At 53.7% G+C, this 26,126-nt stretch carries 28 protein-coding genes; 10 read left to right on the forward strand and 18 right to left on the reverse strand.

Annotation, left to right across the window (positions count from 1 at the left end; genetic code table 11):
- Positions 1 to 86 precede the first annotated feature (86 nt).
- Both PFRI_RS01995 and PFRI_RS02000 read left to right on the forward strand, forming a co-directional pair.
- Positions 87 to 1,016 (forward strand): LysM peptidoglycan-binding domain-containing protein, encoded by a 930-nt coding sequence (locus PFRI_RS01995; protein ID WP_072629089.1) that lies wholly within the window; start codon positions 87 to 89, stop codon positions 1,014 to 1,016.
- A gap of 583 nt (positions 1,017 to 1,599) precedes the next feature.
- Entirely contained in the window at positions 1,600 to 2,202 is a 603-nt protein-coding gene (locus tag PFRI_RS02000) for a pyridoxamine 5'-phosphate oxidase family protein (protein ID WP_072629135.1), read from the forward strand.
- Positions 2,203 to 2,206: 4 nt separating this feature from the next.
- Here the strand turns inward: PFRI_RS02000 and zapE are convergent, their stop codons facing one another.
- On the reverse strand, positions 2,207 to 3,265 hold the full coding sequence (gene zapE / locus PFRI_RS02005) for a cell division protein ZapE (RefSeq protein ID WP_072629090.1): 1,059 nt from the start codon (positions 3,263 to 3,265) through the stop codon (positions 2,207 to 2,209).
- Positions 3,266 to 3,367: 102 nt separating this feature from the next.
- Here zapE and PFRI_RS02010 point away from each other — a divergent pair, with 102 nt between their 5' ends.
- Complete coding sequence (locus PFRI_RS02010) at positions 3,368 to 4,609, forward strand: MFS transporter (protein WP_072629091.1); 1,242 nt, start codon at positions 3,368 to 3,370, stop codon at positions 4,607 to 4,609.
- A 77-nt stretch (positions 4,610 to 4,686) separates the two neighbouring features.
- Here the strand turns inward: PFRI_RS02010 and PFRI_RS02015 are convergent, their stop codons facing one another.
- The 5 genes from PFRI_RS02015 to PFRI_RS02035 are packed head-to-tail and all read right to left on the reverse strand — an operon-like array spanning position 4,687 to position 8,451.
- Positions 4,687 to 5,592, reverse strand: coding sequence for an ornithine cyclodeaminase family protein (locus PFRI_RS02015; protein ID WP_072629092.1), 906 nt, complete (start codon positions 5,590 to 5,592; stop codon positions 4,687 to 4,689).
- Positions 5,589 to 6,209, reverse strand: a complete 621-nt coding sequence (locus PFRI_RS02020) for an HAD family hydrolase (RefSeq protein WP_072629093.1) — start codon at positions 6,207 to 6,209, stop codon at positions 5,589 to 5,591. The genes PFRI_RS02015 and PFRI_RS02020 overlap by 4 nt, the downstream gene beginning before the upstream one ends.
- A complete protein-coding gene (locus tag PFRI_RS02025; protein WP_072629094.1) occupies positions 6,209 to 6,664 on the reverse strand; it encodes a YaiI/YqxD family protein in 456 nt (151 codons plus the stop codon). The genes PFRI_RS02020 and PFRI_RS02025 overlap by 1 nt, the downstream gene beginning before the upstream one ends.
- On the reverse strand, positions 6,661 to 7,491 hold the full coding sequence (gene fghA, locus PFRI_RS02030; RefSeq protein WP_072629095.1) for an S-formylglutathione hydrolase: 831 nt from the start codon (positions 7,489 to 7,491) through the stop codon (positions 6,661 to 6,663). Before fghA ends, PFRI_RS02025 begins: the two co-directional genes overlap by 4 nt.
- A 30-nt stretch (positions 7,492 to 7,521) precedes the next feature.
- A complete protein-coding gene (locus PFRI_RS02035) occupies positions 7,522 to 8,451 on the reverse strand; it encodes an AEC family transporter (RefSeq protein WP_072629096.1) in 930 nt (309 codons plus the stop codon).
- Between the two features lie 179 nt (positions 8,452 to 8,630).
- Here PFRI_RS02035 and PFRI_RS02040 point away from each other — a divergent pair, with 179 nt between their 5' ends.
- A complete protein-coding gene (locus PFRI_RS02040; protein ID WP_072629136.1) occupies positions 8,631 to 9,248 on the forward strand; it encodes a TetR/AcrR family transcriptional regulator in 618 nt (205 codons plus the stop codon).
- Between the two features lie 15 nt (positions 9,249 to 9,263).
- On the opposite strand, the gene PFRI_RS02045 is transcribed toward PFRI_RS02040, so the two are convergent.
- The 3 genes from PFRI_RS02045 to PFRI_RS02055 form a co-directional block, all read right to left on the reverse strand.
- Positions 9,264 to 9,476, reverse strand: coding sequence for a hypothetical protein (locus PFRI_RS02045; RefSeq protein ID WP_072629097.1), 213 nt, complete (start codon positions 9,474 to 9,476; stop codon positions 9,264 to 9,266).
- A gap of 167 nt (positions 9,477 to 9,643) precedes the next feature.
- Complete coding sequence (rlmN, locus tag PFRI_RS02050; RefSeq protein ID WP_072629098.1) at positions 9,644 to 10,819, reverse strand: dual-specificity RNA methyltransferase RlmN; 1,176 nt, start codon at positions 10,817 to 10,819, stop codon at positions 9,644 to 9,646.
- Between the two features lie 110 nt (positions 10,820 to 10,929).
- Entirely contained in the window at positions 10,930 to 11,457 is a 528-nt protein-coding gene (locus PFRI_RS02055) for an invasion associated locus B family protein (RefSeq protein ID WP_072629099.1), read from the reverse strand.
- Between the two features lie 175 nt (positions 11,458 to 11,632).
- Here PFRI_RS02055 and PFRI_RS02060 point away from each other — a divergent pair, with 175 nt between their 5' ends.
- Positions 11,633 to 12,631: an asparaginase gene (locus tag PFRI_RS02060; protein WP_072629137.1), complete on the forward strand. Its 999-nt coding sequence runs from the start codon at positions 11,633 to 11,635 to the stop codon at positions 12,629 to 12,631.
- On the opposite strand, the gene PFRI_RS02065 is transcribed toward PFRI_RS02060, so the two are convergent.
- The 6 genes from PFRI_RS02065 to ade all read right to left on the reverse strand — a co-directional run bounded on the left by PFRI_RS02065 (position 12,628) and on the right by ade (position 18,474).
- Positions 12,628 to 12,948 (reverse strand): thioredoxin family protein, encoded by a 321-nt coding sequence (locus PFRI_RS02065; RefSeq protein ID WP_245812218.1) that lies wholly within the window; start codon positions 12,946 to 12,948, stop codon positions 12,628 to 12,630. The genes PFRI_RS02060 and PFRI_RS02065 overlap by 4 nt on opposite strands.
- Positions 12,949 to 13,064: 116 nt before the next feature.
- Positions 13,065 to 13,778: a cytochrome c biogenesis CcdA family protein gene (locus PFRI_RS02070; protein WP_072629100.1), complete on the reverse strand. Its 714-nt coding sequence runs from the start codon at positions 13,776 to 13,778 to the stop codon at positions 13,065 to 13,067.
- 37 nt (positions 13,779 to 13,815) lie between these two features.
- Positions 13,816 to 14,691, reverse strand: a complete 876-nt coding sequence (locus tag PFRI_RS02075) for a DMT family transporter (protein WP_072629101.1) — start codon at positions 14,689 to 14,691, stop codon at positions 13,816 to 13,818.
- A 74-nt stretch (positions 14,692 to 14,765) separates the two neighbouring features.
- Complete coding sequence (locus PFRI_RS02080) at positions 14,766 to 15,053, reverse strand: HU family DNA-binding protein (RefSeq protein WP_072629138.1); 288 nt, start codon at positions 15,051 to 15,053, stop codon at positions 14,766 to 14,768.
- A 132-nt stretch (positions 15,054 to 15,185) separates the two neighbouring features.
- Positions 15,186 to 16,658 carry an AMP nucleosidase gene (locus PFRI_RS02085; RefSeq protein WP_072629102.1) on the reverse strand — a complete coding sequence of 491 codons (1,473 nt, stop codon included), beginning with the start codon at positions 16,656 to 16,658 and terminating at the stop codon, positions 15,186 to 15,188.
- A gap of 19 nt (positions 16,659 to 16,677) precedes the next feature.
- Positions 16,678 to 18,474 carry an adenine deaminase gene (gene ade, locus PFRI_RS02090; protein WP_072629139.1) on the reverse strand — a complete coding sequence of 599 codons (1,797 nt, stop codon included), beginning with the start codon at positions 18,472 to 18,474 and terminating at the stop codon, positions 16,678 to 16,680.
- Between the two features lie 67 nt (positions 18,475 to 18,541).
- Between ade and PFRI_RS02095 the strand changes: the two genes are divergently transcribed.
- Genes PFRI_RS02095 through PFRI_RS02105 form a run of 3 tightly spaced genes read left to right on the forward strand, consistent with a single transcriptional unit; the run spans position 18,542 to position 20,724 of the window.
- Positions 18,542 to 18,985 (forward strand): VOC family protein, encoded by a 444-nt coding sequence (locus tag PFRI_RS02095; protein ID WP_072629103.1) that lies wholly within the window; start codon positions 18,542 to 18,544, stop codon positions 18,983 to 18,985.
- Complete coding sequence (locus tag PFRI_RS02100; protein ID WP_072629104.1) at positions 18,982 to 19,734, forward strand: class II aldolase and adducin N-terminal domain-containing protein; 753 nt, start codon at positions 18,982 to 18,984, stop codon at positions 19,732 to 19,734. Before PFRI_RS02095 ends, PFRI_RS02100 begins: the two co-directional genes overlap by 4 nt.
- A 12-nt stretch (positions 19,735 to 19,746) precedes the next feature.
- Positions 19,747 to 20,724 carry a sterol desaturase family protein gene (locus PFRI_RS02105; protein ID WP_072629105.1) on the forward strand — a complete coding sequence of 326 codons (978 nt, stop codon included), beginning with the start codon at positions 19,747 to 19,749 and terminating at the stop codon, positions 20,722 to 20,724.
- Here PFRI_RS02105 and PFRI_RS02110 read toward each other — a convergent pair.
- The gene (locus tag PFRI_RS02110) at positions 20,721 to 21,347 is read right to left on the reverse strand and encodes a class I SAM-dependent DNA methyltransferase (RefSeq protein WP_072629106.1); all 627 of its coding nucleotides are present in this window, start codon (positions 21,345 to 21,347) and stop codon (positions 20,721 to 20,723) included. The genes PFRI_RS02105 and PFRI_RS02110 overlap by 4 nt on opposite strands.
- A 65-nt stretch (positions 21,348 to 21,412) precedes the next feature.
- Between PFRI_RS02110 and PFRI_RS02115 the strand changes: the two genes are divergently transcribed.
- Positions 21,413 to 22,282, forward strand: coding sequence for an SDR family oxidoreductase (locus PFRI_RS02115; RefSeq protein WP_072629107.1), 870 nt, complete (start codon positions 21,413 to 21,415; stop codon positions 22,280 to 22,282).
- Here PFRI_RS02115 and PFRI_RS02120 read toward each other — a convergent pair.
- A complete protein-coding gene (locus tag PFRI_RS02120) occupies positions 22,225 to 23,064 on the reverse strand; it encodes a PaaX family transcriptional regulator C-terminal domain-containing protein (protein ID WP_072629108.1) in 840 nt (279 codons plus the stop codon). The two genes, PFRI_RS02115 and PFRI_RS02120, sit on opposite strands and share 58 nt — an antisense overlap.
- A gap of 35 nt (positions 23,065 to 23,099) precedes the next feature.
- Positions 23,100 to 24,575: an NAD-dependent succinate-semialdehyde dehydrogenase gene (locus PFRI_RS02125; protein WP_072629140.1), complete on the reverse strand. Its 1,476-nt coding sequence runs from the start codon at positions 24,573 to 24,575 to the stop codon at positions 23,100 to 23,102.
- 243 nt (positions 24,576 to 24,818) lie between these two features.
- On the opposite strand from PFRI_RS02125, the gene PFRI_RS02130 reads away from it, so the two are divergent.
- Positions 24,819 to 26,027 (forward strand): aminopeptidase P family protein, encoded by a 1,209-nt coding sequence (locus PFRI_RS02130; protein ID WP_072629141.1) that lies wholly within the window; start codon positions 24,819 to 24,821, stop codon positions 26,025 to 26,027.
- The last annotated feature ends 99 nt before the right edge of the window (positions 26,028 to 26,126 follow it).

Raw genomic sequence — 26,126 nt, forward strand, 5'->3', positions numbered from 1 at the left:
TCAGACAATTTCCGCGTCATAACCCATGAAAAAATTCGGGTTTTGGGGTAGCAGCGGTATAACGGTTTCAAAGTGAGTGTAGACTTATGATACGTGGCATAGCGATCTTCGCATTTTTCACTCTTTCGACGATTTTAGTTATCGTGCTTCAGCCTGGCCCGCGCGAAAATTTTGCGTCGACGCCGAGCAATTTGGAATTGTTCGAGACCTCGCGCAATCAAGTGCAGGTGTTCAACGAACCTGTCGCTGAACCAATTCTCACAGTGCCCGATGATCTGGCGGCTGATCTCAAAGCTGCAAGAGATGCGCAAACGCGCGTAGAGCCAAATCCAGAGCCACGCCTGCAAGCGACGCTGGATACATCTGCGGCTGTACGAGAAGCACTTCAGGATTCAGATTTTTACGCGCCTACGGCTGGGAATGCCTCACAAAAGAGCACATCAGCGGCGACTTTCGCGGCAATCCTTGCAGAGCGAGAAGCGCAAGCGCCGCCGACACCGACCCCTGCTGCGCCAGTACGTCAACAAGCTGTACTTCAGCCTGCACCCCAGTCGGCTCGTTCGGCTGCGCTATCTGCTACGCCTGACGCAACACCCTACCTTGCGCCCGAGTTACGCGATATGAGCTGGCAAACTTTGAATACGCTCAACAGCATCGGTCATGTCTCTAAAGCGCCGGGGCAAGAGGGCAGTCTTTTGAATTCCATCGTGCGTCGCTCAATGGGTCATGTGGATGGAACGCAACCTACTCAAGCGACATTTACAGCACCTCGCATTGCAGCAACTCCTGCCGTACAGGTAGCGCCGCAGCGTACAGCGCGCGCGGCGGCCCCTGCTCGCAATGGTGCAGCTGCTAGCACCTACACGGTGTCCTCAGGTGATACGCTCGCTTTGATCGCAATTAAGCTATACGGATCCGCACTCGCGACGGATCGCCTTTTGGCAGATAATCCGCCTTTGCGTCGCAATCCGAATGAATTGCGCATTGGTCAGGTGTTAAAATACAGCATGCCTTAGGGTAATGTGTAAAAATTTCAAATTTTTTTAAATTTATTTCGCGCGCGGAATTGACCCGCTTTTGGCCTGTTTAGAACAATGCCTGAACGGCATGTTAGATCCCGTAAACATAAATATATGAGTCCCTTCAAGGGCTTGCTCGGTGGCGGATTCAGCAAAAACTAAAACCCGAAATCTATCGCGCTAACGCCCTGCATGTGTAGCAACATCCTGTGGTTACATTTGGTCGAATCACAGAATGTTGACTGTCGCGAATCGATTCGCTTATAGCTTTATCCCAACCGGATCACGCAGCGCCTGCCAGTGCTGTTTCACCAAAAGATCCGATTGGGGGAGAAACGGTCATGTCTTTACACATGCGTAGCGTCGTTTGGCGAAATGTGTTTTCTCATCTCAAAAGCCCTAAAAACGAAAGATCCTTCCGGGAGTAACGTCTTATCGAGCGGCGTTCGGGAAATGGGACTTAATAACAGGCAAAGACTTGAAGGAGCTTTTGAGCTCCTTCTTTTTTGTCAAAAGGGTTTTCAAAAATCGCAGTGTAAGTGTTATCAGCAAAGCAACCCCCAAAGCGCCGGAGCACGCCATGACCCCAATCAAATCCATCGCCGAATTGGAAGACATCTATGGCAAAGCAAATCCGCGCTCTTTGACGAAAGTCGTGACGCATATGACCCCTCTCTATCGCGACTGGATCGAGGCATCGCGCTTTGTTGTTGTCTCAACCGTTGGGCCAGAGGGAACCGATGGCAGTCCGCGCGGTGATGACGGGTCTGTCGTCACGATTGCGGACGATAAAACGGTGTTGATGCCTGATTGGTTTGGCAACAATCGGGTCGATACTCTGCGCAACGTTGTGTGCGACGAGCGTGTGAGCCTGATGTTCATGGTCCCGAACAGCACCAGTGTTGTACGGGTGAATGGCACTGGGATTGTGACCGCGAGTGAGGATGTTCTGATGCGGTTCGAAAAGAAGGGTAAGCTGCCACGAAGCGTTCTCGCGATCACGATCACTGAGATGTATTTCCAATGCGCGAAAGCACTGATGCGCTCTAAGCTTTGGAACGATGAACGCGGCGAGATGAAATTGCCAACAGCGGGAGCATTTTTGAAAGAGCGAGAAGCAATGTTTGACGCGGAAAGCTATGATGCAGACTATCCGGAATACGCAAAGTCACGCATGTGGTGACGGGTTAGTCCTGCCCCCAACCCTCGCTTTGCATTTCGCGTAGACGGCTCGCGGTGCGTTCAAATTCGAACGTGCCTGTGCCCTCGACATAGAGCATTTCCGGTGATGCAGCAGCGGAAGCAATCAGCTGGACCTTCGCCTCATAGAGCGCATCAATCAGCGTCACAAAACGCTTCGCTTCATTGAAGTTATTTCGGCTCAGGCGTGGGATATCCTCAAGGATCAACACGCGCGCTGCCTCTGCAATCGTTAGATAATCCGCAGGCCCAAGGGGCGCGCCACACAGGTTGAAGAAACTCGCGCGCGCAACACCGTTGTGAAAACCTGGTAGCCTCACGGTGCGCCCTTGCACGATCAGATCAAGAGGTTTGCCTTTGCCGTCACTCAAGCGCTGCCAGACTTCCTCAATCTGCGTACGCGAGGCGTGATCAATCGGCGTGAAATAGCTTGGCGATCCGGCAAGACGATCCTGTCGATAGTCGGTTTCGCTGGCGAGTTCCGCGACCTCCATCTTTTCCTTTAAGAGTGCGATAAACGGCAGGAAAAGTTGACGATTTAGCCCGTCCTTATACAGATCATCAGGGACCCGGTTCGAGGTCGTGACAATCACGACGCCTGCTTCCATCAACATCTCAAACAATCGACCAACGATCATCGCGTCGGTAATGTCAGTGATCTGCATCTCGTCAAAGGCGAGCAGTTTAACCTCAGCGATCACCGCCTGTGCGACAGGTTTCAACGCATCCTCGACACCGTCTTTGCGGGCCTTGTGCATCCCTGCGTGAATTTCCTGCATGAAGGCGTGAAAATGCACACGCCGCGCTGGAACGGGGCAGGCATCGACGAAAAGGTCCATCAACATCGACTTGCCGCGCCCAACGCCACCCCAAAGATAAAGCCCTTTTGGCGGTGGTGGCGCTTTGCGAAACAGCCCTTTTTTCACAGGCTCGGCAATTGCGGCGCGAATACGCTCAAATCGCGTAAGCGCCAGTTCTTGTACTGGATCAGCGGTTAGTTCACCACTTGTAACGCGCGCGGCGTAGATGTCTGAAAGCGTTTCCATGCTGCTCTTTAGCCTGTGTAAAGCGGCGCGAAAAGAGCGCGCGCAATTGACCCACCCGACAAAAAGCGTAACGTCGCGCCATTAACGCCAGAAAGCCCGATCATGAAACAGCAGTCTTCCTTGTTCACGCCTGTCCTGATCGTCGGCTGCGTCATCATTTTAGTCAATTTTGCAATTCGGGCGTCTTTTGGTGTGTTCCAAATCCCGATTGCTGCTGAATTCAACTGGATGCGTTCTGAATTTTCGCTCGCCATTGCGATCCAGAATCTTGCTTGGGGCATCGGTCAGCCCCTCTTTGGCGCGATGGCGGAAAAGATCGGTGATCGCAAAGCCATCATCATCGGTGCGTTCATCTATGCGGCTGGGCTTGTTCTGTCTTCTTTTGCGGTGACGCCAGAAGCGCATCAAATGCTTGAAATCCTCGTTGGATTTGGCATCGCTGGCACAGGTTTCGGCGTGATCCTAGCGGTTGTTGGTCGCGCTAGTTCCGATGCAAACCGCTCTATGTCGCTTGCGATTGCCACCGCAGCCGGAAGCGCAGGGCAGGTGGTCGGCGCGCCCACTGCTGAATTGCTCCTGACCTTTATGCCATGGCAAAACGTCTTTCTCGTCTTTGCCGCCGCAATACTCGCAGTCTTAATGTTGCTGCCTTTCATGCGCGCGCCAAAAACGGCAAATAAAGCGGAACTGGAACAAAGCCTTGGCCAAGTCCTGAAGGGGGCGTTCAAAGATCCGACCTACACATTCATATTCCTCGGATTCTTTAGCTGTGGTTATCAGCTTGCCTTTATCACTGCGCATTTCCCCGCCTTCGTGACAGAAATGTGCGGCCCAATCTTGCCCGGTGGTGCACTCCATGCTGCGGGCATAACGACAACCTCCGCCCTTGGTGCACTCGCCATCGCGCTCATCGGAGCCGCCAATATAGGCGGCACGCTCTTCGCTGGCTGGCTCGGCAATCGTTACTCTAAGAAGTACTTGCTCGCGGGGATCTACACAGCACGCACAGTCATCGCCACAATCTTCATCATGATGCCAATCACGCCGACTTCAGTGATCATATTCTCAGTCGCGATGGGGTCCCTCTGGCTGGCGACAGTCCCGCTTACGTCCGGTCTCGTCGCGCATATATACGGCCTGCGCTACATGGGTACGCTCTATGGGATTGTCTTTTTCAGCCATCAACTGGGAAGCTTCCTTGGCGTGTGGCTTGGAGGCAGAATGTATGACATTTACGGCAGTTACACAGCCGTTTGGTGGGTTGGTATCGGCGTTGGTGCCTTCAGCGCAATCATCCATCTGCCAATCAGAGAACGCAAACTCACCCGCCCTCTCGCAGCCTAGCCTTCCTCTCTTAATAAATATCTCGGCGGTCTGGGGGCTGGCCCCCAGTCGGTCCGATCGCTTGGCGATTGGAAGCCCTAAACTTCGTAGCGATCCAGAACGTATCGACTCACCATCAAATCCAAATGCGCGCCGCCACCATTTTTGAACAGTGTGATTTCGTCGTTTGAGCGCCGCTCAAAACCGCCTTCAGAATAGTAATCCGCGATCAAATGGTCGCGCGAAATGGCACCGCTCTCAAGTGGAATTTGCACTTCGCCTATATGCCCGATGGTCGTGTCGAAACTATCCACAAACACCCGCGCACGCTGCAACGCAACATCATCCGCTTCGCGCATATCCGGACGATACGCTCCGATCAAATCAACGTGCTGACCTGCTTGCAACCATTCACCGCGCAAGACGGGCTGAGTGCTCATCGTCGCGCTTGTTATGATATCCGCGCTGCGCACCGCGCGCTCCAGATCATCCGCGACAGTAGCGTCGCGCTCTTGTGCAAATGTTTCGGCATTCGCGCGCGTGCGGCTCCAAACGGTGAACTGTGCATTGGGAAAACCAGCGCTGTATGCATCGTGCAAAGAGCGGGCGACAGTGCCAGACCCGATGATCAAAATCTTACGACTATCAGGACGTGCCAGCCGCATCGCGCCGAGCAAACTATCCCCAGCCGTTTTCCACTTAGTGATCAAATGAAAGTCGATAATCGCGTCTAGCCGTCCGTGCGCGTCATCAAACAAGGACACAGCGCCGTTGATCATCGGCACGCCAGCTCTGGGATTATCGGGAAACACAGTGGCGCATTTCACAGCCAACCCAAGCCCATCAATCCATGCAGAACGGTTCAGTAAAGTATCCTTGCCGCGGTAGAGAAACGTGTCAGCAATCTCGGCCTTGGGCAATTGATGACCGGCTTTCAAAGCCTCGGTCAACCCGATCCAATCGAGACGCTTCTCTCCATCATCGAAGCCAATCTGAATGCTCATGCCGCCGCTTCCTTGCTTAATAACTCTTCCGCGACCAAACGCGCTGCCCAACCCGTCGCGCCTTCAAACAAGTGCGTCTGCCAACCGCGTGCAGCGGCTGCTTCGATGTTGTCCAAACGATCATCAGTAAACAGCAAGTGTTTGGGATCAATTCCGCAATCCGCTTCCAACTGCGCGTAAATATCGGCGTCAGGCTTGATCACTTTCATATGGCCGGAGACATAAGCGCGATCAAATTCGTTGAGGAAATCATACTCCGTTTGCGCATAGGCAAAGCTCTCAACACCGAAATTCGTTAAGGCAAAAACAGGCACGCCTTTGCTTTGCAAAGCACGCATCAAACGCACGGAATGCTCGATTGCAGGCGACGCCATTTCGATCCAATTGTCATGCCACATGCGGATATCGTCGCGAATTTGGGGATATTGATCCGCCGTCTCGTAAATTACATCGCGAAAATGCTCACCGCGATCAACCCGGTCATTCATCTTGTGCAGATCAACTGTATCAAAGATCGCGCGGCGACGGTCTTCACCGATCACGCGATCATAAAAACGCTCTGGCTGCCACTCGATCAGCACATTGCCAATGTCAAAAATTACTGCGTCAACTGTCATCACACTTTCCCTTTTGCGGCCCTCAACGCGCGTTCCAACGAATCCAGAAACCGCGATCTATCGGCTTTGGAAAATGGCTTGCCGCCACCGCCCGCGCCGAGCGGATTGGCTTCGCGCAGGTCCGCCATTAAATCACGCATCGCCAAGCGTTGCCCGATGTTGGCAGCTGTGAAACGATCCCCGTTGTGCTGCAACACTTCTGCACCCGCCTCAACACACTTCGCGGCCAAGGGGATATCGCCGGTCACAACCACATCCGCAGGACCGCATCGATCAGCGATCCACATGTCGGCCACGTCGGGTCCTGCATCGACGATGATGTTTTCAACCAAAGGGTTTTGCGAAGGCCGCAAGCCGCCATTGGAAACGACAAACATCGTCACGCCATGGCGCGTTGTGACTTTCTCTGCTTCGGCCTTAACCGGACAAGCATCTGCGTCGATGTAAACGCTCAAGCGTAAAGCGCTTCGGCGTGGAAGGTCACGTGATCTTCCATGAAGGTCGAGATGAAGAAATAGCTGTGATCATACCCCGGTTGCATACGGAAATTCATTTGCTGACGACGCTTGGTTGCCGCCTCTGCCAAGGTTTCGAGCTTCAAAAGATCAAGAAACTGATCATCGGTGCCTGTGTCGATCAGAACTGGTCCGTCAAAGCCCTTATCTTTCATGAGCAAAGCCGCGTCATGCTTGGTCCAAGTGCTCTCGTCATTGCCAAGGTAAGCGCCCAATTGCTTGCGACCCCAATCAGACGCTGTCGGATTACAGATCGGCGCGAAGGCGGAAACAGACCGAAAACGCCCCTCCAAATTCATTGCCAAAGTCAGTGCGCCGTGACCGCCCATGGAGTGGCCTGTGATGCTTTGGCGCTCCATATCGACTTCGAATTGATCCTCGATCAGCGTGGGAAGTTCATCGGCCAGATAGCTCCACATTTTGAAATGCGGCGACCATGGCGCTTCTGTTGCGTCTACATAGAACCCAGCACCTTGGCCCAGATCGTATGCTTCGTCATTCGCCACACCGGTCCCGCGTGGGGATGTGTCGGGAAAAATCAAAGCAATCCCTTGCTCTGCCGCCCAATTCTGCGCGCCTGCTTTGACCATCGCGTTTTCGTGCGTACAGGTGAGGCCAGAGAGGAACCACAAAACTGGTACGGGATCATTTTCGGCTTCGGCGGGCATAAATAAACCAAATGTCATCTCACCGCCGCAAACCTCTGAGGCGTGCGAATAAACCCCTTGTTTGCCACCGAAACATGCGTTCTCGGAAATGGTTTTCATAAATCTTAACTCCTGTGTGTGGGTCGCGGGCTAAAGCTGGCTGACCCATCCAATAACTAAAGAAACGGTCACAATGCTAAGAGCCGTTGAGACCAAAATGGCGGCGGACACCCGTTGCGGGGCGACGTTGTAATGCTGCGCCAACATGTAGACGTTGCCCGCGACTGGCAAGGCGGCAGCGGCGATAATCACGCCCGCAGAATACGGATCGAGCGGGAAAATATAGATCGCGGCGATGGCGACAAAGGCGGGGTGCAAAACCAGTTTGCAAAACGACAACCATGCAGCGACCTCGATTTTTTCCGTGGACTTGCTGGCGAGCGAAGCTCCGATTGCAAACAGAGCGCCGGGCGTTGCAGCTGCGCCGAGCAGTTCTGTGAAAGCAAAGACCGGTTTGGGCAAAGCTGCGCCAGTTGCAGACCAACTCAGTCCAAGCACCATTGAGACGATCATCGGGTTTTTGAGTAACCCGATCCCTATGGTTTTGAAAATCGAAAGATCAAAGCGTCCGTCTTTGGCGATAGACATGAGAATAACGATCAGGCTGGAAAAAACGACGAGATCAACAGCGAGAACCAACATTACAGGGCCAATCGCTTGCTCGCCCATCAATAGTACCAACATTGGCACACCTAAGAAACCAGTGTTTCCGATGACAGCGCATTGCGCTTCGATCGCGGTTTTGGCGAGACCTTGGTTGCGCAAAAGTGCCACGATGGTTGCGACGCCATAGATAAACGCTGTGCCCCAAAGATAAGCGATAACAAGTCGCCCGTTCCAGACTTCGCTGAATGGCAAGGTGGCTGAAAAGCGAAAGAGCATAGCGGACAGCGCGAAGTAAAACACGAATTTCGTCAGATAGGCTGTCGCCTCGGGCGTAAAAAACCCCGTGCGTCCCGCGCCATAGCCAAGGGCGATGACAGCGAAGAATGGCAGCGTTTGTAAAAAGATATCAAGCATTGCCTAAGGGGTAACTTGCGATGTGAAACGGGGCAAGATGGAAGCGACCTGGACTTGCTTCAAACGCCACAGTGACAGGATTTTTCAACAAGTTTGGTTACCACCGTAGGTATGCGCGCGTGTTTGTGTTAGCAAAACCGCTCAATCGCGGCAGTCGATCCGCGTTTCTGGAGTTGGCTGTGAACGTTCAAAATACTGCAATCCGCAAGGGACGCAAATTCGATCAAGTCTTGGCAGGGGCGCGAGATGTGTTTCTTGCTGAAGGTTTCAGTGCGAGCAACATGGATCATGTTGCCAAAGCCAGCGGCGTGTCTAAAGCAACGCTTTACAGCTATTTTCCAGATAAGGAGAGCTTGTTTATCGTTGTGGTGCAAACCGAATGTGCGCGCCAATCGGATGAAGCGATGGAGCATATTGATCAAAGTGCACCGCCAGCTGTCGTTCTAAGCAACGCAGCGCGTCACTTGCTTGGTTTCATAACCTCTGAGTTTGGGCAGCGCATGTTTCGCATATGCGTCGCGCAGGCGGATCGTTTTCCCGAGCTTGGTTTGGCTTTTTATCAAAGTGGACCAATGGTCGTGCGCGAAAAGATCGGGGCCTATTTGCAAAGTGCTACAGAAGCTGGGCAGCTTGAGATTACCGACTTTGATCTCGCCGCGGATCAATTTGGTGAGCTTTGCAAAGCGGACGTTTTCCCGAAAATTCTTTTCGGTGTTCAGACCGTATTCGAGCAATCCGAGTTAGACCGCATCATTGACGGCGCTGTCAGTACGTTTCTTGCAAAATACGGTGCTTGATCGCCTATGAGCGCTCTAAAACGTCGTGAGTGAAGGCGGCATTGGCGCGATTTCGACACCATGGGGCATCGTTGTGAGCATACGGCCACGACGGGTGTCGCTGAAACCATACCCTAAACGGGCCAAACGGCGTTTAAGTTCATCGCGAGATGCAACATTACGGAGTTCCGGGCGCACGAGATCTAGAATGCGTGAAATCGTAATCGGGTCTGCTGCGTGATATGTCATTGTCGTCTCCTTGAGTGGTGGTACGAACGTCATATTTGATGCACCTTTCACGCTCTCTCAGGACTATGTCCTTTTTGAGTGCGCAATGTGCACCTTTGACGTCGCGGGTAACTCCACTGACAAGTAGGCCCAACATATGAATATTACATGAAGCGATGCCTGAAATGTTACAGGCCGGCATCTGCCTCGATTTGTTTGCGAGATTTGCGCGCACGCTCGGTCGCAGATTTGAGCTGACCACAAGCTGCCATAATATCCTCGCCGCGCGGTTTGCGGATAGGCGAGGCATAGCCTGCTTTATAGATGATATCAGCAAAGCGATGGATACGATTGCCGGACGAGCGTTTGTAGGGTGCACCGGGCCATTCGTTGAAAGGAATCAGGTTAATTTTGGCCGGAATGCCCTCGATCAATTTGACCAACCGGTGCGCATCTTCTTCGCTATCGTTCACACCCTCCAGCATCACGTATTCAAAAGTAATGCGTTCGGAATTGGAAACACGCGGGTAAGCGCGCAAAGCCTCGACCAACACTGCGATATTCCAGCGTTTGTTGATCGGCACCAGCTTGTCGCGCACTTCATCTGTCGTTGCGTGAAAACTAATTGCAAGCTGACAGCCGATTTCCTCAGCTGTGCGCGCGATCTCTGGCACGACGCCTGACGTGGATAAAGTAATGCGACGGCGCGACAATTGGATTCCCTCAGGGTCCATCGCAATCTTCATCGCGTCACGCACGTTCTCGAAGTTATAAAGCGGCTCGCCCATCCCCATCAAAACGATGTTGCTCAGCAGACGCGTTTCGTCCTTGGGCGCACCTTGTTCGGGCCATTCATCCAGATCATCGCGTGCGATCATCACTTGACCGATGATTTCGCCTGCTGTCAGATTGCGGACCAGCTTTTGCGTACCTGTGTGGCAGAAGGAACAGGTCAGCGTGCACCCAACTTGGGAACTCAAACAAAGCGTGCCGCGACCTTCTTCGGGGATATAGACGACCTCTACCTCATGGCCGCCAGCAATCTTAACGAGATACTTGCGCGTTCCGTCCTCGGACACTTGACGAGTCACGACTTCGGGGACTTCGATCACGAATTTTTCAGCCAACTCAGCGCGAAACGCTTTGCTCAGGTTCGTCATCTCGGCAAAGTCGCGCTTGCCCCATTGATAAATCCACTGCCAAATCTGCCCGACACGCATCTTGGCTTGTTTCTCAGGTGTGCCGCTCTCAATCAACGCGGCGCGCATACCGTCGCGCGTCAGACCGACAAGGTTGGTCGGACCCTCAGGCACTTTGCGCGGGATCGTCATTACGTCTTGCGTGATCGGAGCTGTGGCCGTCATTGGAACATCACCTTTAATGAGTTGCGCGGGCTATACACCGGATTCGCCTTAAAATGAAAGACGCCGCACCAATTTGGTACGGCGTCATTTAATCACATTGGTAAGTTGGTTTACTTACAGCGCTTCTCGGACTCTTCAACAGATGCTGTAAAGCCAAGCAGAGAAAACGTATCTTTCGTCTCCGTACCACGGCCAGAGCGCGCAGTCATGATTGCACTGCTGCCACGCTTCATCGCTGTAATGATCTTTGCGTCATCAGCGGGCGTCGCAGGCCATGCCCATTCGCCATCAGTGAACAGTTCAAACTGCGTACCGCTGATATTCATATTCACCGTCGAGCCGCTCGCGAAAGGATAGCCACCCGTGAATGTCACCTGACCTGTCACACCGGAACCGGGGCGATTGAAGACAAATAGTAAAATATCGCCGCGACGGGCAGCAACAACGCGGCCGTCACGTGTATTGACTGTCTCTTTGGGAGAGGAAACGCTCCAGCATTCCTTGGGATTGCTTTCAACGAAAACGCTCCAATCGGTATTTGCGCCAACGCGGTTCGTGCTCTGTGCCTGAGCAAATGCGCCTGTCGCTGCAACAACAAACGCTGCCGCCAAACTTGTGCGCGTGATCCATGAATTCATCTTGTCCAGCCTCCAGCTGTCCTTAACCTCAATCGCGACCCTCATGCGCATTGCCTGTTCTCGGCTCGCGTCGCAAAGGGCATTTTTCTTCTCGACAAAAGCACATTAGCCTGAAATCCACCACAGGTGAATGCCTCCTTGGCATTTTTTCGCCGTTCAAATTCTGGAGATTGTCATGAGCACACCTGTCCCCCTAGCAGAAATCTGGCGTGGTGAATTTCTAGAGAGCGTGCATCTGGGCCATGCGGTCATCTGCAATGGTGCTGGCGAGATTGTGGATGCTTGGGGCAACCCCGACGAAATCGTGCTGCCGCGGTCGTCTTCCAAAATGTTGCAAGGGATCCCTTTGATCACTTCTGGCGCTGCGGATGCGGCGGGTCTTGGCACCGAACACCTTGCGCTTGCATGTGCATCCCATCAAGGGGCTGCGATCCATACCGACCGTGTGTCGCGGTGGTTAGATGATTTGGGATTTAGTGATGATGACATGCGTTGCGGACCACAAATGCCTGACGATGTGCCTGCGAAGACCGATTTGATCAAAACGGACGCCAGCCCTTGTCAAATTCACAACAACTGTTCTGGCAAACATGCGGGCTTTCTGACGCTGACCAAGCATCTCAAGGCAGGGCCTGAATACATCGACCCTTTGCATCCCGTGCAAAAAGCCTGCCTTGACGCGTTTGAGGAAGTCACTCAACTCATATCCCCCGGTTTCGGGATCGATGGATGCTCTGCACCGAACTTCGCAAGTTCCTTGCATGGTATAGCACGCGCGATGGGCTTCTTTTCCTCTGCGCATACGCGCTCTGACAGGGTAAGTACTGCTGCTGCGCGCCTGACTGAAGCGATGGCACTGCATCCTGAACTCGTCGCGGGTGAAACACGCGCTTGCACGGAATTGATGCGCGCAATGGGGGGACGCACAGCGATCAAAACTGGCGCAGAGGCGTTCTATGTGGCGATCTTGCCAGAGCAACAACTCGGCATAGCACTCAAAATTGCAGATGGAACAACGCGAGGTGCGGAATGCGCGATTGCAGCGCTTTTGGTGCGTGTAGGCGTGCTTGATGCGAACCACCCCGCAACCCTGAAACGTATGAACGCCCCGATCACCAATTGGCGCGGGACGCTCACAGGATACATCAGGCCAGCGGCCAGTCTTTTGGCTTAAGCGGTCGCGGCATTCAGAGCAGCATCCACCAATTTCTTGATGTTACGCTTTGAGGTGTCCGCGACAATGCGACCAATCTCTTGCTTTCCTTTGAAGGCTACCAAAGTAGAGCGACGTGGGATCTTCAAGCGGTCTGCCATGACGGAATTGCCATATGTGTCCCAGTCCACATCGATGAACACGATGTTCTCTGCGTAAGCGGCGTTCTCTTCCTTGAGGCTTTTCAAAACACGGCCCTGCGCGCGGCACGTGCCACACCAGCTCGCCTTGAAATCGAGAAAAACAGTGTCGCCAGCTGCTTGGTGCTGTTCAGCAATCCAGGCACATAGTTTACGTTCTTGGCCAAGGCGGGGGCAGCAGGTAAAATCAGCGTCGCTGCGCCAGACAAGATCAAAGTTCTACGGTTCATTTTAAACTCCTTGATAGGTTCAAATTACAAAGCAACGGATAGGTCTTGTAGCCAGATCGGCATGATATCGAGCAACCAGCTCTCAATCACATAATGCCACTTAAAGAAAAGCATAAGACCGACGGCGATAAAGATCGCGCCCAATAGCGGACGTGCAGCGATCGCGAAACGGCGCATCGCAGCTTGGCGTTTTTGCAATGCAGATCGTGCTCCGTAGCCGAGGACGAGAATGATCGTCGAGATACCAAGTGCGAAGAACACCATGATAGACGTCGCGCGCAGCAGGCTTTCGCCTTGGCTTGCTAGTGAAATAGCGCCACCGAGCGTTGGTCCCACACAAGGGCTCCAAACTGCGCCCAGCAACATGCCACCAACGAACTGTCCTGTGAGCGATCCACGGTCCACATCATCAAGCCCACTATCGGCGCGCGCAGCAAAACCAGCGGTGGCGGTCGAGAAGACTGCAGAGGCTTGCGGCACCAGCATCACAATCCCAAAGAGGATCATCAAAACTGCACCCGCTTGCGCAATATCATCGGTGGTAAGGCCAACCGCGCGACCAAAGGCTGTGACGGACACGCCGAGCACGACGAATGACAGGCTCATCCCAGCTGCCAATGCGACAGGCCCCAAGCGACTCGCCTGAAGGGCCGTTGCCAAAACGATTGGCAAGACCGGCAAAACGCAAGGATTAATCAGCGTCAGCAGTCCTGCGCCATATGCAAAGATAAGTTCCATATGAATGCACTACGGCGAAACCACTCAAGGTGTCACTTCAACTATCCGTGGGTTTTTGTTTCGATAGCTGCACGAGCAAGATGCCAACCGTGATGATCACAACACCGACCACATCCATGAGCCCGAGTTTTTCCCCTAGAAGAAGCGCCGCAATCGACACGCCAAAGAAAGGGTTGAGAAAGTGGAACGTTGAGGCACGCACGGCGCCGATCCGTTCAACCAGACTGAACCAAATGAAGGTTGCGACAAGGCCGGGGATCAAAGTGGTGTAGACAAAAGCAGTCGCGAGTTTGATCGACGGATTTAGGAAGAGCGTCTCGGTAAAGATTGACACGACACCAAGGATCGCTGAGCCGACCAGCATTTGCAAACCAACGATCATCAACAAATTGCCACCCGATGAGGCACCTCGCATCGCCAACGTCGCAACGGTCAATCCAAGCGCGCCAATCACGCAAATCGCCATTCCAAACGCATCAGCATTGCCATCAAACCGCGCACCCATGATCAGGACAACACCTGCGATACCCAACACAAGACCGATGATCCCTTGGAGCGGCAAACGGTCCTTCAAGAACAGCCAGCCAGCCCCCGCCACCATCAGCGGCATCGTCGAGGCGATGATAGATGCAAGCGACGCTTCGATGGTTTGCATCGCTACAAAATTCAAACCGAGATACAGCGCGTTCTGGCACAGGCCAAACACAAACACCGCGCGCCATTGCCCAGAAGTGAGCTTCCAATGTTGCCCCAGCGCCTTGGCAATCGCGATGCCGATCACACCAGACAAAAAGAACCGCAAGCTAAGCGACGCGAGCGGTGGCGCGTCTTGGACAATGATGCGCGCGGACGTGAATGCACTCGACCACATAAACGCAAAGGCGAGGCCCATCAAAAGTGCGCGCAGATCCATCTTGGTGCTCCTAAACGTAAAAAGGGCCGCTCAACCTGAGCGACCCTTTCCGTAATTTTGTTGTGAAAGCAAGATCAGCCGTTAACGCTGTCTTTGAGGGCTTTCGCGATTGTCATTTTAACAACCTTGTCCGCTTCTTTCTTGATCTGCTCACCCGTTGCTGGGTTGCGAACCATACGCTCAGGACGCTCACGGCAATAAATTTTGCCAACGCCTGGAAGCGTCACAGCACCACCGCCGGAAACTTCGCGAGTGATCAGAGCGCAAACAGCGTCAAGCGCAACGCCGCCCGCTTTTTTGTCTACGCCCATTTCGTCAGCCAGCGCAGCGACCAGTTGAGTTTTTGTCATTGGTTTTGCCATGTTCATGGTCTCCCTTTACTGCCCGTATATTGGGCCCCTACTGACGCATGTAACGTTATCTTGATACTTAGCACAACGCATAGAGATGTAAAAAAGTGCGAAAAACAGGTATTTTGGCTGGTTTCCGCTAGGTCAAAGGAAGGCAGTTTCGTGAAATGAGCGTAATTTTCGACTATGAATGCGTTCCAGCGGCATTTTGCTAAGCGTTTCCATCGCGCGAATCCCGATCATCAAATGCCGCGCGACCTGTGTCGTATAGAAATCTGACGCCATTCCCGGCAGCTTCAATTCGCCATGAAGGGGCTTGTCCGAGACACATAAAAGCGTGCCGTAAGGGACGCGGAAACGAAAGCCATTGGCGGCGATTGTCGCGCTTTCCATATCAAGTGCAACGGCACGGGATTGGGACAGACGTTGCACTGGCCCGTCTTGATCGCGCAACTCCCAGTTGCGATTGTCCACTGACGCCACTGTGCCTGTTCGCATGATGCGCTTCAGGTCATAGCCCTCTAGCTTGGTCACTTCGGCAACTGCCTTTTCCAATGCGATCTGAATTTCCGCGAGCGCGGGAACAGGCACCCAGACCGGAAGATCATCATCAAGCACTTTGTCTTCTCGCAAGTAAGCATGGGCGAGGACAAAATCACCCAAGCTTTGCGAATTGCGCAGGCCCGCGCAGTGTCCAACCATTAACCATGCATGCGGACGCAAGACCGCGACGTGGTCTGTCGCAGTCTTTGCATTCGACGGGCCAACCCCGATATTCACCAATGTGATCCCGCTGCCATCTGCTTTTTTCAAGTGATAGGTAGGCATTTGCGGCATCTTCATAACGGGCTCGATCACATCGTCTGGCGAAGTGATCACAACATTGCCTGTGCTGACAAAGCTGGTGTAGCCGCTTTTCGGATCAGCTAATTGCATTCGCGCATAGGCTTCGAACTCGGACACATAGAACTGGTAGTTGGTAAACAACACGTGGTTCTGGAAATGCTCAGGCTCGGTCGCGGTGTAATGCGCCAGCCTTGCAAGCGAATAATCCACGCGCTGCGCGGTGAACGGCGCGAGAGGTTCTGTTCCATCCTCTGGCAATTCATAAGTGCCATTCACGATATCATCGTTTGTCGTGCTCAAGTCTGGCACATCAAACACATCGCGCAGCGTAAATTCAGCTGCACCGTCTTGCGGCACAGATATGCCCGCATCATTGGCGACAGCAAAATGGACTGGGATGGGCGTGTCAGAGACACTGATCCCAACCGCGACATCGTGGTTTTCGATCAAAAGCGCGATTTGCTGTTCCAGATATTTGCGAAACAAATCAGGCCGCGTGATCGTCGCCGCGTGCATGCCCGGCGATGACACGTGACCAAAACTGAGGCGGCTATCGATTTTAGCAAAGCTGGTCGTGGTGATCCGGATCTCAGGATAAAACGCGCGGTAACGATGGCCGGGATGACCACTTTGCATCGCTTCGGTGAACTTTTCGCACAGAAAAGTCGTCGCTTGTTCATATAGCTTAACCAGCTGGTCCACTGCCGCCTTGGGGTCGCGGTAGGCTTCTGGATGGGCGGCGTTGGGTGTGACTACAGATTTATCGTTCATAAATATCCTCAATACGCCCCTAGCTTTCAAAGAGCGGGGTCAGTTCAAATTTCGTAACATCCACAAGGCCAAGGTCGGAAATCCTGATTTCAGGGATCACCACCAAAGCCAGCAAGGAATGCTGCATATAAGCGTTGTTCAATGTGCAGCCGCACTCATTCATGGCCTGGACCATTGCATCAGCTTTGCGCGCGACAGTTTTGGCAGGTTCGTCAGACATAAGACCTGCGATGGGCAGTTCCACCAACGCCAGCTCTGCGCCGTCTTTCCAAACGGTGATGCCGCCGCCGACCTCGGACAATCTGTTCGCCGCTTGAGCCATCATCGCGCGATCTGTGCCAACAACGATCATATGGTGACTGTCATGGGCCACTGTCGAGGCCATAGCCATCTTGCCCTTGTAACCGAAGCCAGAAACAAAGCCATTCACCACACTGCCTGTTGCGCGGTGACGTTCGACCAAAGCAATCTGGCAAACGTCGCCAGCGGTTTCAACAAGTCCGTCGGTAACAGGCAAATCTGCTTTCAAGGCTTTCGTCGGCGCTTGGTTCTCCACCACGCCAATCACATTGGCGCGTACCGTATTCGCGCCATCCGGCGCACTGATTTCAAACGCTTCAGCGGTTTTTGCAGGTCCCATATGCACAGTGTTGCGCGCATGCCGCGGCCAATCGAAATGCGGACAGTCCACTTCGCAAATGCCAATCCGCGCCACGGTTTGACCGCGTGCAATCACATGTTCGATCGGCAAGGTCTTGAGATCAGAGGTCAGAATAACATCCGCCCGCCGCCCCGGCGCGATAGAGCCTAGCTCACGCTCTAATCCGAAATGCGTCGCCGTATTGATCGTCGCCATTTGCAGCGCAATCACAGGATCACAGCCGCACTCAATTGCATGACGCACGACGCGGTTCATATGCCCTTCATTCACGATAGTTCCCGAATGACTATCGTCCGTGCAAAGGATGAAACTCCGCGGGTCTAGGCCCTTTTCTGTCACGGCAGTAATCTGGCTTTCCACATCATACCAAGCAGAGCCAAGCCGCATCATGTGCCGCATGCCTTGACGCGCGCGCGCAATTGCGTCGGCTTCACATGTGCCCTCATGGTCATCCGCAGGCCCACCGGCCGCATAAGCATGAAACGCAGGTCCAAGATCGGGCGACGCATAATGCCCGCCAACAGTCTTGCCTGCGTTCTGCGTCGCCGCAATCTCCGCGAGCATCTGGGGATCACCGTTCACAACGCCTGGAAAGTTCATCATCTCGCCCAGCCCGATGATACCAGGCCATGCCATCGCCTCGGCCACATCTTCGGCTGAAATTTCGAAACCCGTGGTCTCCAATCCCGGCGCGGAGGGCGCACAGGATGGCATCTGCGTGAAGATGTTGATCGGCTGCATCAGTGCTTCGTCATGCATCATGCGCACACCCGCGAGGCCCAAAACATTGGCGATCTCGTGTGGGTCTGTGAACATTGACGTGGTGCCATGCGGTATCACCGCGCGCGCAAATTCAGCAGGGGTCAGCATGCCAGATTCGATATGCATGTGCCCGTCGCACAGACCGGGGATCATGTAGCGTCCATTGGCCTCGATGACTTCGGTCTCAGGTCCAACGCAATGGGACGCATCCGGTCCGCAATAGGCAAAGCGTCCGTCTGCGATGGCCAGATCGTGGTTCTCAAGGCACTCGCGAGTGTGGACATTCACCCATGTGCCGCCTTTGATCACAAGGTCTGCGGCTGCGCGTCCCGCTGCAACAGCGACCAATCTCGGCGCACTTTGCGCCCATGTTTTGAAGTTCGTTGAATTCATGTGCAAAGTTGACATGAGCTTGAGGGATGTTCAAGCATCTGATTGAACGCGCACAGGAGCTGCAAAAATGGACTATGAGACAGTCGGTGCTGCCGATTTCGGAGCCTCCCTCACGGGGTTGGGCCTGAACATACTGGTGCGCGATGTCGTGGCGCAAGCGGCGTTCTTGAGCGAAGTTTTTGGCATCAAAGCACACCGCGTATCGCCCGATTTCGCGATCATGACCTACGGCGATCAAGTATTCCAACTTCACAGCGATGGCACCTATCATTCGCACCCTTTACCGTCACTGATGCCCGAATCTGGTCCACGCGGTGGCGGCGCTGCATTCCATCTGTTTGCGACCGATCCTGATGTCGCTGCGAGCAAAGCCGAAGGTGCAGGCGGACATATTCTGCAAGAACCGACCAACAAGCCCCATGGTCTACGTGAAGCCTGTATCCTATGCGCGAACGGCTATGCATGGGTGCCGTCCCGCCAGCTCACACAAGAAGAAAGCAACACACAATGAACGCAGCGACACGCCCGAATATGGATCACTGGCAAGAGCGCGTTGACCTCGCCGCCGCCTTTCGTTGGACAGCGCGTCTCAACATGCACGAGGGCGTCGCAAACCACTTTTCCTTGTCGATCAACGATGAAGGTACACGGTTCCTGATGAACCCCAATCAAGTACATTTCAGCCGTGTCAAAGCCTCTGATTTGATCATCGTTGATGCAAATGATCCTGAGACGTTAGAGGGGCCAGATGCCCCTGATCCAACTGCTTGGGGTTTGCATGGCGGGATGCATCGACACTGCCCCCACGCGCGTTGTGCCATGCACGTGCATTCGATCTTTGCGACGGTACTGGCATCCCTTGCGGACAGTCGTTTACCACCTATCGATCAGAACTCTGCCACGTTTTACAATCGCGTGGTGGTCGATGAAAACTACGGCGGTCTTGCGTTCGAAGAAGAGGGCGAGCGTTGCGCGAAACTATTTGATGATCCCAAGAAGAAAGTGATGGTCATGGGCAATCACGGCGTGATGATCATTGGCGATACCGTCGCGGATACCTTCAACCGTCTGTTCTATTTTGAACGCTCTTGCGAGACATACATTCGGGCTTTGCAAACCGGCCAGCCGTTGCGCGTTTTGCCTGATGATATTGCAGAAAAAACCGCGCAAGAGCTTGAGGGTTATCCAGAGCAAGACGAGCGCCATTTGGCGGAACTCAAAGCGATCCTTGATGATGAAGGGTCAAACTATTCTTCCTAAACGGTGCCTGATATGAGCGATCCTATTTCCAAAGACTGGAACTATCACCCTGATCTGCCGCTCGCGGACGGGTCGATCTTTAAATGGCCGCCCAAGCCCGGCTTCCTCGCCCGTTGGTTTGCACGAAACTGGCTGTCTCTGTCAGAGCGTGTGATCATGGTCTTGCTCGCCGTTGCGATCTGGCTTTGGATCTATCCAGATTTCGCCGATGCGAAAACTATTCAAGCCGGTTGGATTTTCCAAGTCTGGCTCGCCAATTTCGCTTTGGTCGCGCTGTGCGCGGGCACGCTACACTGGTATTTCTTCATGCGCAAAGGGCAGGGATCCGAGCTGAAATTTGACAAACGCGACATGGCGCGCGGCAACAAACTTTGGAAATTCTCTAACCAAGTGCACGACAACATGTTCTGGTCGCTCACCTCTGGTGTTGGCGTTCTGACGGCGTTCACGGTTCTTACGATGTGGCTTATGGCGAACGGCTATACGCCTGTGATCACGCCACTCAGTAACCCGATCTGGTTCGCGCTATCCCTGATCTTGCTCCCCATCTGGTCCGCCTTCCATTTCTATTGGGTGCACCGCCTGTTGCATGTCCCATTCCTCTACACCCACGTACATTCGCTCCATCATCGCAATGTTAATGTCGGCCCTTGGTCCGGCCTGTCCATGCACCCCGTTGAACACTTGCTCTACATCTCATCACTGTGCATCCATTGGATCATCCCAAGTGATCCGATCCTTGTGATTTTCCACGTCATCTACCTTGGGCCGGGGGCTGCAATGTCACATACGGGCTATGAGGATTTGTTGATCAAAGACAAGCGCCGCCTCGCGCTGGGTACGTTTTATCACCAGCTGCATCACCGCTACTACGAGTGCAATTACGGCAATCAGGAAATGCCATGGGACCGCTGGTTCGGCACGTTCCATAACGGCACGCCCGAAGATACTGTCGAGACCCGCGCACGTAAGAAACGGATGTATTCCTAGGCTTTGCGCATCTGCAATAGCCAACCTTTGTCCTTGGCGTGTGAGCCTTGCGCGCCTTTGCCATAAAGTGCGAAATCGTCCTTGTGCCATTCTGCAATCTGCATTGCTTCGCGCTCTAAAACCGTTTCAAACCCAAGTGCTTCCCAATGAGCCGCATTCACGCTCAACACCGCCCAAGCGCCGCGCGCCATACACCTAAGAACTTCGCTCAATGCCTCTGGCCCCACATGCCCATGGGTGAACGTGCCAGAGCTGACAATCCCTGCATAAGCGCCAGTTTCAAAATCAAGCTGCTGGGTCAGATCGCCTTCAAAAAGCCGTTGATAAACGCCCTTCTTCTTTGCTTGCGCCAACATTTCCGGCGAAATATCTGTGCCATCTACCGCGCTTACACCAAGCCGCATCAGCTCTGCTCCCAGCAACCCTGTGCCTGCGCCCAAGTCCAAAACAGGCGACGCGCCGGAAATCCGTGTATAACACTGCGCAACCGCGTTTGGCGCGCGATACTGCATATCTGCGGCAAAGCTGCTGTCGTAACTCTGCGCCCATTGTGCATAGAGTTTCTTTGAGCCTTCAGGCCCCTCCAGCCCATAGGCCGCTTCTAAATCTGGATCATCATTCATAAGGTCCACTCAAACGATAATGACGCACTCTTGCAACCCTCCCAGACCTGACGCACAACAAGGATATGACAAAACATCTCCTTTCTTTCGGCCACGGTTTTTCGGCGCGTGCCTTGACGCCGCTTCTGCTCGATCAGGGCTTTGCGATTACTGGAACCACCCGTTCAGACGACAAAGCCAAAGCACTTAAGGCCACGGGCGTCACGCCAAAAATCTGGCCCGGCGCTGATCTACGCGAGGAACTTGCCTCCGCAACCCATCTCCTCATTTCCGCTGCGCCGGGTGCTGACGGAGATCCTGTTCTCAACGCTTTGCGTGAGGACATCACCAAACATGCGCCCAACCTAGAATGGGTCGGATACCTGTCCACGACAGGTGTTTATGGGGATGCAAATGGCGATTGGGTGGATGAGAGCAGCCCACTGAATCCGGCCACCAAACGCGGTCAAATGCGTGTTGCGGCAGAGGCGGATTGGCAGTCAATTGCGAACCTACCGCTTCATATATTCCGTCTTGCAGGCATTTATGGCCCTGGTCGCGGACCTTTTTCAAAGGTGCGGGCAGGGACCGCACGACGCATCATCAAAAAGGGTCAGGTTTTCAGTCGTATCCATGTTGAGGACATTGCGCAGATCCTCGCAGCGTCCATCGCGCGGCCCAATCCCGGAGCGATCTACAACATGTGTGATGATGATCCCGCCCCGCCGCAGGACGTGATTGCACATGCCGCAGAATTGCTTGGGATGCCTTTACCGCCAGAAGTTGATTTCGAGACAGCCGAAATGACGCCTATGGCTCGTAGTTTTTATGCCGAAAGCAAACGCGTTCGAAATGATCTGATCAAGTTCGAGCTGGGGGTGAAGTTACTCTTTCCTGATTACCGCGCAGGACTTGCGTCTTTGCTGGAACTCGAGCGCCGCTCAGGCGAAGTCTGAAATCTCTTGGGGCGCTCTAACAGCTTTAGGGCGCGTAGAACCTGATCACGGCACTGCGTGCCTTCAAAATCATTCCCAAAAAGAACATCAGGGGCAAGCGGCAATTTCAACACCAGTTTGCGCCAATGATGAACAATCAATGTGCGCAGTGTTGCTGTTTGCAGTGGTGTCAAAGCGCGCGCGAATGACTCATCGATGTTGATCGTCTCAAGCGCTTGAGCAAGCTTTTGAAAACCTGCGCGCAAAGGCATAGGCGCGAGAACGTCACTCAGCCAGGATGGAACGTTTTTCATCTCACCTTGAAGAATAATGGCGTCGTCCGCGATATGATTAGCAGCACCGCTTTTGATATAGATCCCACTCGTCGCGTTCACATAACCGCGCAGCGCCAAGGTTTTGCTGCGGGTCTGCTCTTGCGTCGACGTGCTCGGCGCAAAACATAAGATGTGCCAATCGAGGTCCGCTTGCTGGGTGGTCCCATAGATCTGTTTACTCGCGGCAGCGCTCTGCGCGAGCCCAAACGTGCTGAGCCCATGCAGAGCTGTGCGACCTTGCTTGCGGGTTTCGATCCAGCCTTCGTTGCGTAATCGATGTAACGCCACGCGCATCGCTTCGGGGCGCACGCCAACAGGCGCGAGAATTTCGCCTAGAACAGGTCCAGCGATCTCATCCCCGTTGCGTTGTGCAAGATCGCCAAAAACGGTGACGATCAACGACCAAACGCGTGGCATGTCATCGCCACCAAGCGCATCGATCGTTTTTTGAAAGTCACCGCTGGTCATTTGGTCCTCACTGAGCACTGCCTTGCAAACAGCCGTTAGACCGACATACAGATGTATTTCATCTCGAGGTAATCTTCGATCCCATGGCGCGAACCTTCGCGGCCAAGGCCAGATTGCTTCACGCCGCCAAACGGTGCGACTTCTGTCGAAATGATGCCAGTGTTCACACCAACAATTCCGTATTCTAGCGCTTCAGCGACTTTATAAACGCGGCTCAGATCATTGGCGTAGAAGTAAGACGCCAGTCCAAAGATCGTGTCATTGGCAAGTGCGATCACTTCGTCTTCATCTTCAAACTTAAACAAAGGTGCCAGTGGCCCAAAGGTTTCTTCCGTTGAGAACGCCATGTCTTTTGTCGCCCCGGTTACAATTGTCGGCGCGATGAAGTTGCCTTGCATGCCTAGGTCGCCGCCCAAAATAACCTTGGCACCTTTCGCCTTTGCATCTGCGATATGTGCCGTCACTTTCTCGGCTGCCTTTGAATTGATCAAAGGACCGAAATCAACAGTACCGGCCAAGCCGTCACCAATGCTCATGGCCCCAACTTTGGCGGCCAATTTCTCGGCGAACTCATCGTAGACGCCGGATTGAACATAAATGCGGTTGGCGCAGACACAGGTTTGACCTGCATTGCGGAACTTGCACATGATTGCACCGTCAACAGCGGCATCAATGTCCGCGTCATCGAACACGATGAATGGCGCGTTGCCGCCCAGCTCCATAGAGCACTTCATCACTTGATCGGCGGCTTGGCGCAGTAAGATGCGACCCACTTGCGTTGAGCCAGTGAACGTCAGCTTACGCACTGCCGGGTTTTCGCAAAACTCTTTGCCAATCTCGCTCGACAGAGTTGAGGGCAGGATGTTCAAAACCCCCGCTGGAATGCCCGCTCGCTCCGCCAAAACGCCCATGACCAGCGCAGACAATGGCGTGTCCTCTGCGGGGCGCGCGACCATAGAGCACCCTGCCGCCAGCGCAGGCGCTACTTTGCGCGCGATCATGGCGTTCGGGAAATTCCAAGGTGTGATGGAGGCTGCAACGCCAATTGGTTGTTTTATCACTGTGATACGTTTGTCTGGCTGATGACCTGGGATGGTCTCGCCGTAGATGCGTTTGGCCTCTTCCGCGAAATACTCGATGAACGATGCGCCATATGCAATTTCGCCCATTGCTTCTGCCATTGGCTTGCCTTGCTCAGCCGTCAGGATGGTGGCGAGATCCGCTTGGTTTTCCATCATCAGTTCGTACCATTTGCGCAGGATATTGCAGCGCTCTTTGCCGGTCTTCTTGGCCCATTCTTTTTGCGCCACTTGTGCTTGTGCGATGGCTCCCGCCACTTGGGCGCGGCTCAGATCGGCAACTTGTGCGATGACGTCACCGCGCGCAGGGTTCAAAATATCAAAGGTTGCACCATTTTCGCCATCAACCCATTCGCCGCCAATGTAGGCTTTTGTGACCAAGAGGCTGGGGTCTTTTAATAGAGACGCGAGGTTTGTAGGTGTGTCGAGCATGATCTTCTCCAAAAGCGATGTTTGGCAAACGCAAAGCATGGCGGCGTGATTTTGTCTAGTGCAGCGCAGCCTGTGTCGGATTTGGAACGGTCTGTGGCGCGGATTGGCCTGCGGCCTTGCACAAGCACGTGCGAAGATGTCCACGGGCGATGGCGTCGCCCCGTCTGGGCAACCGACGAACTCACATAACTACGTCCTGAACGCCGGGACCTCTCTTTGATGCGTCAAAATGGAGGTCACAAGATGACTGCACGACCAAACTTCTACCGTTTTCACAACGGCGAAAAAGCCCCCCTACAATTTGGCAATGCGGAGTACGAAAGCCGCTTGAGCAAGCTGCGCAAAATCATGTTTGACATGGGTGTGGATGCCGCTGTGTTCAGTTCCATGCACAACATTTCCTACTACTCAGGATTTACATACTGCGCGTTTGGACGCCCTTATGCACTTGTTGTCACACCTGAAACATCCGTCACAATTTCCGCAGGGATTGACGCGGGCCAACCGTGGCGACGTTGCTATGGCGACAACATCACCTACACGGATTGGCAGCGCGACAACTATTGGCGCGCGATTGAATCTGTGGCCGGCAAAGGCAAGTGCATTGGCTACGAGAGCGATCATCTCAGCCTTTTGCAAAAAGCCAAGTTGGACAGTTTTCTCGCACCATCCAGCTCGGTCGATTTGTACGAAGCGACAATGATTCAGCGGATGCACAAATCTGACGCAGAATTGGTGCTGATCCGTGCGGGCGCATCCGTTGCTGACGTTGGTGGTTTTGCGATCAAAGATGCGGTTCGTGAGGGCGTGCGAGAAATCGACGTCGCCATGGCGGGCCGCGATGCGATGGAAGTCGAGATTGCCAAACAGTTCCCCGACGCCGAATATCGCGATACATGGGTCTGGTTCCAGTCGGGTATTAACACTGACGGTGCACACAACCCTGTAACGTCTCGCAAATTACAGCGTGGCGATATCCTGTCTTTGAACACTTTCCCGATGATTTCTGGTTACTATACAGCACTGGAACGCACGATGTTTGTCGGCGAGGTTGACGATGCATCGCTCAAAATTTGGGAAGCCAATGTCGGCGCGCATGAGCTGGGCATTTCGCTGCTTCAACCCGGTGCGAGCTGTGCAGAGGTCACGAACGAAATCAACGAATTCTTCGCTGAACGTGATTTGCTTCAGTACCGCACGTTTGGATATGGCCACTCTTTCGGTGTTCTATCGCACTACTACGGTCGTGAAGCAGGTCTTGAACTGCGCGAAGACATCGACACCGTTCTTGAGGCGGGTCATGTGATTTCTATGGAGCCTATGCTGACAATTGCCAACGACCAACCCGGTGCTGGTGGATATCGTGAGCATGACATTCTGATCATCCATGAGGATGGCAACGAAAACATCACCAAGTATCCCTATGGACCTGAGTTCAATGTTGTTGGGTGAATAAGTTTCGGATGACGCTTGCGCGCCATCCGACCGGCGCGAGGGGACAGCCCCTCGTGCTCCCCGGGATATTTACGAAGAGAGGAAACCAAGAACGAT

Source organism: Planktotalea frisia (assembly GCF_001890925.1).
Classification (GTDB): domain Bacteria; phylum Pseudomonadota; class Alphaproteobacteria; order Rhodobacterales; family Rhodobacteraceae; genus Planktotalea; species Planktotalea frisia.